The 8,220-nt window shown below is 35.7% G+C and carries 10 protein-coding genes; all 10 read left to right on the plus strand.

What is annotated here, in order from left to right; genetic code table 11:
- Positions 1-43 precede the first annotated feature (43 nt).
- The gene (locus N4A40_08715) at positions 44-628 is read left to right on the plus strand and encodes a CDP-alcohol phosphatidyltransferase family protein (protein MCT4661927.1); all 585 of its coding nucleotides are present in this window, start codon (positions 44-46) and stop codon (positions 626-628) included.
- Between the two features lie 84 nt (positions 629-712).
- Positions 713-1,438, plus strand: a complete 726-nt coding sequence (locus tag N4A40_08720) for a GntR family transcriptional regulator (protein MCT4661928.1) — start codon at positions 713-715, stop codon at positions 1,436-1,438.
- 71 nt (positions 1,439-1,509) lie between these two features.
- Positions 1,510-2,688, plus strand: coding sequence for an SIS domain-containing protein (locus N4A40_08725; GenBank protein MCT4661929.1), 1,179 nt, complete (start codon positions 1,510-1,512; stop codon positions 2,686-2,688).
- Positions 2,689-2,757: 69 nt separating this feature from the next.
- Complete coding sequence (agaV, locus tag N4A40_08730; GenBank protein ID MCT4661930.1) at positions 2,758-3,237, plus strand: PTS N-acetylgalactosamine transporter subunit IIB; 480 nt, start codon at positions 2,758-2,760, stop codon at positions 3,235-3,237.
- Positions 3,238-3,331: 94 nt separating this feature from the next.
- Complete coding sequence (gene agaW / locus N4A40_08735; protein ID MCT4661931.1) at positions 3,332-4,105, plus strand: PTS N-acetylgalactosamine transporter subunit IIC; 774 nt, start codon at positions 3,332-3,334, stop codon at positions 4,103-4,105.
- Positions 4,095-4,910, plus strand: a complete 816-nt coding sequence (locus N4A40_08740) for a PTS system mannose/fructose/sorbose family transporter subunit IID (protein MCT4661932.1) — start codon at positions 4,095-4,097, stop codon at positions 4,908-4,910. The genes agaW and N4A40_08740 overlap by 11 nt, the downstream gene beginning before the upstream one ends.
- Before the next feature lie 63 nt (positions 4,911-4,973).
- Positions 4,974-5,396: a PTS galactosamine/N-acetylgalactosamine transporter subunit IIA gene (gene agaF / locus N4A40_08745; protein MCT4661933.1), complete on the plus strand. Its 423-nt coding sequence runs from the start codon at positions 4,974-4,976 to the stop codon at positions 5,394-5,396.
- Entirely contained in the window at positions 5,397-6,551 is a 1,155-nt protein-coding gene (gene nagA, locus N4A40_08750) for an N-acetylglucosamine-6-phosphate deacetylase (protein ID MCT4661934.1), read from the plus strand. It begins immediately after the preceding gene.
- Positions 6,552-6,553: 2 nt separating this feature from the next.
- Positions 6,554-7,408, plus strand: coding sequence for a tagatose bisphosphate family class II aldolase (locus N4A40_08755; GenBank protein ID MCT4661935.1), 855 nt, complete (start codon positions 6,554-6,556; stop codon positions 7,406-7,408).
- Between the two features lie 9 nt (positions 7,409-7,417).
- A partial coding sequence (gene pfkB / locus N4A40_08760) for a 1-phosphofructokinase (GenBank protein MCT4661936.1) occupies positions 7,418-8,220 on the plus strand: 803 nt, incomplete at its 3' end.

The following is an 8,220-nucleotide window of genomic DNA, read 5'->3' on the forward strand; positions in this document are numbered from 1 at the left end:
TTAAAAATAACATATAATTATAAACAGAAGAGGAGAATAAAAAATGTTAGATACTTATGGTAGAAAATATGTTAATAAATGGATAGATTCGGGAGCAAATTTGTTTTCAAGAATGAAGTTCACGCCAAATGCAGTCACTAAAATAGCATTTTTGCTAGGAATAATAGTTGGTCCACTTGTGTATCTTGATAAACCTATTATTGCAACTATTGTGCTTTGGATATCAGGCTACCTAGATGCAGTAGATGGAGCACTAGCTAGAAAAACTAAAAAAACGAGTTCGTGGGGAACTTTAATGGATATTACCTTCGATAGATTGGTTGAAATATCAGTGATAATGGGATTTGCATTTTACGATTTAGACAGATCTATATATTTATTGGCTATGACGAGTGCTATTATATTTTCTATGACGGTTTTTCTTGCGGTTGGAGCATTGGTCGATGCAGAAAGCCAAAAATCATTTTACTATCAAGCTGGGGTTATGGAACGAACAGAGGGTTTTTTATTTTTTACAGCGATGATACTTATTCCAAGTCAATTTAAAGTACTTGCAGTTATTTATGCTGGTTTAGTCTATTTCACCGGAGGGCAAAGACTTTTAGAGGCGAGAGATGTAATGGAGTAAAAAATATTTGACAAAGAGATTTTATAAGGTTATACTGTAGTTACAACTGGTACGAACCACATGACAAGGTACGGGGGGAGATATATGAAAAAAATTGATAAAAAGAGCAGAGTGCCCCTTTATTATCAGCTGGTAGATTTGATTGTTGAGGATATAGAGGCTGGAATCCTCAAAGAAAATGATAAGTTGCTTTCTGAGAGAGAACTTTGTGATTTGTATGATATTAGTCGATCAACAGTTAGACAGGCGATGATTGAGCTTGAAAAGGGAGGCTATATATACAAAGAGCATGGAAAGGGAACCTTTGTAGCAGAGAAAAAATTAAAACAAGATTTACAAAAGTTTTATAGCTTTACAGAAGAGATGAAAAAATTAGGTAAAAAACCTAGTTCGAAAGTATTAGCATTTGAAGTAGTTGAAGCAGAGGATAAGATAGCGAGAAGGCTTGAATTGTGTGAAGGCGACGAGGTATACGTTATAAAGAGACTTAGATTAGCTGATTTGAAACCGATGATGCTTGAAATAAGTTATGTGCCTTGCGATAGGTTTCCCAATATGACTAGGGAAGATTTAGAGAGCAATGCGATGTATGAAATCTTTAAAAGTCGATATGGGGCAAAATTAAGCAGAGCAGAAGAGATATTTTCTGCAGTTTTAGTTAGGAAGTCAGAAGCTAGGACGCTAGATGTTAGTGAAGGAACTCCTGGAATGAGAATTGAAAGGTATGCATACGAAGGAAGCAAAAAAATAGAGTATACCAAGAGTATTGCTAGAGGAGATTCATTTAAGTTTAGAGTAGTATTAGATTAAGCGGGAGACCGCTTTTTAAATAGAATAAGTGGTAATGACCACATGACAACAGAATGACAGGAGGTAAATTTATGGAATGTTATTTCGGATATGAAAAAGAATATCTAAAAAATATCAACGGTCTGAATACCGCTCGGGAGATATACCAGCAGCCAGAATTATGGAGTCAGACACTTGATATTATGAAGGCAAACAAAAAAGATTTAGATCAATATTTAGCACAAATCATTGAAAAAGAGGGATTGAGAGTTATATTTACTGGAGCAGGAACATCGGCATATGTTGGTGAAAGTGTAGTTCCTACACTTAGAAAAAACAACAATATCAGTATTGAAGCTATTGCAACAACAGATATTGTAGCAAAACCACTTCAGTATTTAAAAAAAGAGATACCAACGCTTTTGATATCTTGTGCTAGATCTGGAAATAGTCCAGAGAGTGTAGCTGCAGTTGAAATTGCTGAAAAAGTTATTGATGAGTTTTATCACATAGTTATCACATGTAATTCAGATGGAGAATTGGCTAAGCGATCACGATTGAAAGATAATGAGTATTTGTTATTGATGCCAAAGCTTTCTAATGATAAAGGCTTTGCCATGACTGGAAGTTTTAGCTGTATGCTATTAGCGTCTATGATGATTTTTGAGAAAAATATGGAAGATGTAGAGAGACAGGTACAAGAAGTGTCCAGTATTGGTAAAGGTATTTGTGAAGATAATTATAGAAATCTCGATGAAATGATGGATAAGAAAGTAGAGAAAGTAGTATATTTAGGAGCTGGTGGCTATTTAGGTCTTGCAAGGGAATCTTGTTTAAAGCTGTTAGAACTCACAGGTGGAAATCTAGCAACACTATATGAAACTCCACTTGGATTTAGACATGGTCCAAAGTCAATAGTTGATGATAATACCATTGTATTTTCTTATATTTCAGGTGATGATTATTCTAGAAATTATGAAATTGATTTGTTAAGAGAATTAAGCGGAGATGAGGGCAACAAATTTGTAGTGGCTATTTCACAAGATAAAGATGATAATTTGGAGAGCTTTGCAGATAGAGTTATAGATTTAGGAATTCAAAAGAATAGTATAAAAGAGGGATATGACATGCTTGCGTATATACTATATGCTCAAATATTTGCTTTAAAACAATCGATAAACAGAGGATTTGGGCCAGATAATCCTTGTCCAAGTGGAGAGGTAAATAGAGTGGTTCAAGGAGTTACAATACACGAATTTGATGTAAAATAGAAGATATTGAGTCGGAGCTTTAAAAATTTTTAAAGCTTCGATTATGAGAAATAAGAGAGGATGATTAGAATGGGAAAACCTAATATTTTGCTTACAAGAATAGACAATAGATTATTGCATGGACAGATTGCAGTTACATGGAGTCAGCATCTAGGAGCAAATCTTATACTTATAGCAAATGATGATGTATCGACAGATAGCGTGCAGCAGAGCTTGATGGATATGGCAGCTCCTGACAATATTCAAACTAGATATTTTTCGATTCAAAAAACTATAGATGTAATACACAAAGCGGCAGATCGTCAGATGATATTTATCGTAGCGAGAACACCTCAAGATGTTCTAAAAATGGTAGAGGGCGGAGTACCTATTGAAAAAGTGAATGTTGGAAATATGCATTTTTCAGAAGGTAAGAAACAAATTTCATCTACAGTATCAGTTGATACAAGTGATATAGAAGCATTTAAAAAACTAGGTGAACTAGGCGTAGAGTGTGAAGTTAGAAGAGTACCTAGTGAACCGGGAAAAGATATCCTAACTATGATTTAAAATAGTGATTGGGAAACCGATTAATTGACTAGGAAACAAATTGAGTTTAAATACTTGATTTTATTTAAAATAAAAAATAAAAGGGGGAGATTCAATGTTTATCAAAGCTTTATTAGTAGCACTTTGGGCAGGTATAGCTGGAGTTGACTTGTTTAATGGATTGACACATTTGCACAGACCAGTTGTTACAGGAGTTGTAGTTGGCCTTATATTAGGAGATGTACAAACAGGGTTAATTGCAGGAGCGACATTAGAATTAGTTTGGATGGGTATGGTTCCACTTGCAGGAGCACAGCCACCTAATGTTGTAATTGGAGGAATTATTGGAACGTCGTTTGCGATACTTGCAAATCAAGATCCGAATGTAGCGGTAGGGATTGCCGTACCATTTGCGGTGGCAGCACAAGCTATGATTACTATTTTATTTACTATAATGTCACCAGTTATGCACAAGGCAGATAATTATGCAGACACATCAAATACAGCAGGTATAGAAAAAATTAATTATTTAGCATTATTGGGATTGTTCACATTTTATGCAGTAATAGCATTTTTGCCAGTATATATTGGTGCAGACAAAGCTGCTGCGATTGTTGGAGCCCTTCCTAAGGTTTTAATTGATGGACTTGGTGTAGCCGGCGGGATGATGCCAGCCATAGGTTTTGCTATGCTTTTGAAAATAATGTTGAAAAAAGAATATGTTGCTTTTATGATACTAGGATTTATATTGGTGACTTATTTGAATTTACCAATACTTGCGGTTGCGCTTATAGGATTGTCAATAGCTCTATATGATTATTATTTAGCTAAAGACAAAAGTCAAAATGTAGTTCAAGTAAAAGAGGAGGTTATGTCAGATGGAATCTAATGTATATAAGGATCAAGCTGTAGAAAAAGTAGTTACTAAAAAAGACTTAAACAAAATGGCATGGCGATCACTTTTATTACAAGCATCGTTTAACTATGAGAGAATGCAGGCGTGTGGATGGCTCTATTCAATGCTTCCAGCGCTCAAAAAAATACACAAGGATAAAGATGATTTATCGACATCAATGAAGATGCATATGGAATTTTTCAACACACATCCATTTCTAGTTACATTCATTATGGGAATTGTTGCAGCTATGGAAGAAAACAAAGAAAACCCAAATACTATTCGTGGAATAAAAGTAGCTACTATGGGACCACTTGGTGGAATCGGAGATGCACTTTTCTGGTTGACACTATTACCTATATGTGCAGGAATCGGATCGGCAATAGCCCTAGATGGTAGTGTTGCAGGACCAATTGTATTTTTGATTGTATTTAATATAGTACATTTTGGACTTAGATTTGGACTAATGCATTATGGTTACAATACAGGGGTTGGAGCAATTACAAAACTAAAAGAGAATACGAAATATGTATCTAGAGCAGCATCTATATTGGGACTTGCTGTTGTTGGTGGACTTATAGCTTCTTATATAAGATTTAGCACAACATTATCTATTACAGCGGGTCAGGCTGTTGTAAATATTCAAACAGATTTATTGGATAAAGTTATGCCAAACCTATTGCCACTTGCATATACATTGCTTATGTATAAGGGTTTGAAAAAAGGATGGTCTCCAGTTGCGCTTATTGGAGTAACTGTTGTGATTGGTGTTGTTGGAAGAATGCTTGGTATTGTTTAGAATTTTGGGGAATTAGGCTCTATTTGAGCCTAATTTCTTTCATTCATTTTAAGGAGGCACAAAATGGTAGGAATAATAATTACAGGGCATGGAAAATTTGCAGAAGGGATAGTTTCTGCTTTAGAGGTAATAGTTGGATCTCAGCCACAGATAAGTACAGTGAATTTTTTAGAAACTGATGGCACAGATGAATTGAAAGCGAAATTAGAAGAATCGGTAAAAAAGGTTCAAACTGGTGATGGGGTCATGATATTTTCAGATTTAGTAGGTGGATCACCATTTAAAACTTCAGCGATGCTATCTGTAGAAGATTCATCAATAAAGGTAATGGGCGGAACTAGCATACAGAGTATCATGGAGATACTATTTATGAGAGATGAAAATATAGATGATATTTCAAAAAGAGCACTTCTGGCAGCTCAAAAATCAGCTCAGTTATTTGAAGTAAATAAAAAACAGAAAGAGATTAGCGAAGAAGGGATATAAATGGCAAATCAATTTTATATATTTGCGAAGACACTTTTAGAAGAATCAGGAGAGACTTTAAATAAATTTGTAAAAATAGATAATGGGAAAATAGTGGAAATAGGAAATGAAAGAGCTGAAGAACTAAAAGTGATAGAAGTGGATTATTTAGCACCTGGTCTCATAGACACTCATGTACATGGTAATACCGGAAAAGACACTATGGATAGTTCTTATGAATCAATAAATCAGATGTCTATAGAAATTGCAAGCTACGGCGTAACGGCATTTTGTCCGACGACACTAACTGCACCAAAGGAAAAGATAGCTAAAGCACTATCAGCCGTAAATGAAGCACGTATTAAAGGTGTTTTGGGAGCAGAGGTAATTGGAGCGTTTGTCGAAGGCCCTTATTTTACAGAGACGCATAGAGGTGCGCATCCTGTAGAATTTATGGAAAGGGCATCTGATGAAAACGTAACGTTGTTTACAGAGACTTTCAATGAGAGCATATCAACTATTGCACTAGCTCCAGAGATAGATGAGAATATGTCAAACATACCTAAATTTATTGAAAAAGGAATTCGAGTTGCTATAGCGCATACAGATTCTGATTATGAAACCTGCATGCGAGCATTTGATTTTGGAGCAAGTGTAGGAGTTCACTTATTTAATGGCATGAAAGGACTTCATCATAGAGAACCAGGAACTGTGGGCGCAATACTAAGAGATGATAGGGTATATGCTGAACTTATAGCTGATGGGCACCATGTACATCCCGATGTCATAGAATTAGTTTATAGATGCAAGGGTAAGGAAAAACTAATACTTATAAGTGATGCAATGCGTGCAACTGGTATGGAAGATGGAGTTTATCAATTGGGAGAGTTAAGTGTTGTTGTTGAATCAGGAATAGCTAGGACAAGTTATGGGTCTTTAGCAGGAAGCACTTTAAAACTTATTGATTCGGTATTTAATGTTGAAAAATGGACTTCAGCGAGTCTAGAAGATGCCATATATATGGCGTCAATGGCTCCTGCAAAGAGTTTGGGAATAGATGATGAAATGGGAAGTATAAGCATAGGTAAAAAGGCAAATTTGATAGCCATTGAAAATAGGGAGCTTTCAAAAACTTGGGTTGAGGGCAAATTGGTATTCGATAGAGAGGAGCAATAACAATGAAACTAGTATCTTCAAGAGAGATGTTGTTGAAAGCACAGAGAGAAGGATATGCAGTTCCTGCTTTTAATATACACAATATGGAAACATTAAAGAGTGTCATAGAGGTTGCAAATGAGATGGAGTCACCAGTGATATTAGCAGCAACACCAGGAACTGTGAAGTATGCGGGAGAACTATACTTGCTGAAGTTAGCAGAGAGTGCTGCGGAGCTTGCAAAAGTACCGGTTGCACTACATTTAGATCATCATGAAGATTTAGATGATATAAAGGCATGCATAGAGATGGGGTATCCTTCAGCTATGATAGATGCATCTAAAGAGAGTTTTGAGGAAAACATCAATAGAACAAAAGAAATTGTGAAGGTTGCTCATAGATGGGATGCAACAGTTGAAGCGGAATTAGGGACATTAGCTGGTATAGAAGATGATCTTGAGGTTGATGAAAAAAATGCACTTTATACTGATCCTCAAAAGGCTAAGGAGTTTGTTGAAAAAACAGGAGTAGACTCACTGGCAATTGCCATAGGAACAGCTCATGGTTTGTATAAATCAGAGCCAAAACTAGATTTTGAGCGACTTGAAATTATAAGACGATTAGTAGAGGTTCCATTAGTGCTTCATGGAGCTTCTGGAGTACCTGCGGAAAGTGTAAAAAGAGCTATAAAGCTTGGCATTTGCAAGGTTAATATTGCGACTGAGCTCAAAATACCATTTGCGTCAGCTATAAAGGATCATTTTGAACATAATCCAAATGCGAACGATCCTAGAAAGTACTTGATTCCAGCTCAAGAAGCTATGAAATCAGTTGTTAGAGATAAGATAGCTATGTGCGGAAGTGAAGGAAAGGCATAGGTTATTTGTATGATATTGACTATTACACTAAATCCAGCTATAGATTCTAGTTATCAAATAGATTCACTTGAAGTTGATACGGTTATGCGCTGTGACAATTATGACAAAACAGCAGGCGGAAAGGGATTAAATGTAAGTAGAATACTGAAAAAATTGGACATGGAAATAAATGCAACAGGTTTTGTGGGAGGGAAGAATGGAGAGTATTTTTTAGAACTATTAGAAAAAGATGGTGTTGAATCTGAATTTGTAAGTATAGGTGGAAACACTAGAATTTGCATTGCCATAATAGGAAAAGATGGTACTCAAACTGAAATATTAGAAACGGGTCCCACGATAAATCGAAATGAGGAAGAGATATTTTTAGAAAGATATCTAAAACTTGTCAAGAATGTTGATTTGGTATGCGCATCTGGAAGTTTACCGAAGGGATTAGCTAAGGATTTTTATGAAAAACTTGCTAGACTATCTAATGAATCAGGAACGCCATTTTTACTTGACAGTAGCGGAGAATCTTTGAAAAATGGTATCAAAGGTAAGCCATATTTGATAAAGCCAAACATTGACGAATTGAGAGATTTCGCTGGACAAGACATAGAGAGTGAAAGTGAAATTGTAAGTGTTGCCAGAAATATAATAGCTACAGGCGTAAAATACGTAGTCATATCAATGGGAAAAGACGGTGCTATATTGGTCACGGAAAAAAGAGTTTATAGAGGTTCTGCTCCGAATATTGAGGCGGTTAATCCAGTTGGATCAGGAGATTCAATGATGGGCGGTTTTTGTAAAGCTATACATGATGAAATGTCTGA

The sequence above is a fragment of the Tissierellales bacterium genome (assembly GCA_025210965.1).
Taxonomy (GTDB): domain Bacteria; phylum Bacillota; class Clostridia; order Tissierellales; family JAOAQY01; genus JAOAQY01.

Coding starts and splice junctions, on each gene's coding strand:
- N4A40_08715 (MCT4661927.1), top strand. CDS start 44: ATGTTAGATACTTATGGTAGAAAATATGTTAATAAATGGATAGATTCG.
- N4A40_08720 (MCT4661928.1), top strand. CDS start 713: ATGAAAAAAATTGATAAAAAGAGCAGAGTGCCCCTTTATTATCAGCTG.
- N4A40_08725 (MCT4661929.1), top strand. CDS start 1,510: ATGGAATGTTATTTCGGATATGAAAAAGAATATCTAAAAAATATCAAC.
- agaV (MCT4661930.1), top strand. CDS start 2,758: ATGGGAAAACCTAATATTTTGCTTACAAGAATAGACAATAGATTATTG.
- agaW (MCT4661931.1), top strand. CDS start 3,332: ATGTTTATCAAAGCTTTATTAGTAGCACTTTGGGCAGGTATAGCTGGA.
- N4A40_08740 (MCT4661932.1), top strand. CDS start 4,095: ATGGAATCTAATGTATATAAGGATCAAGCTGTAGAAAAAGTAGTTACT.
- agaF (MCT4661933.1), top strand. CDS start 4,974: ATGGTAGGAATAATAATTACAGGGCATGGAAAATTTGCAGAAGGGATA.
- nagA (MCT4661934.1), top strand. CDS start 5,397: ATGGCAAATCAATTTTATATATTTGCGAAGACACTTTTAGAAGAATCA.
- N4A40_08755 (MCT4661935.1), top strand. CDS start 6,554: ATGAAACTAGTATCTTCAAGAGAGATGTTGTTGAAAGCACAGAGAGAA.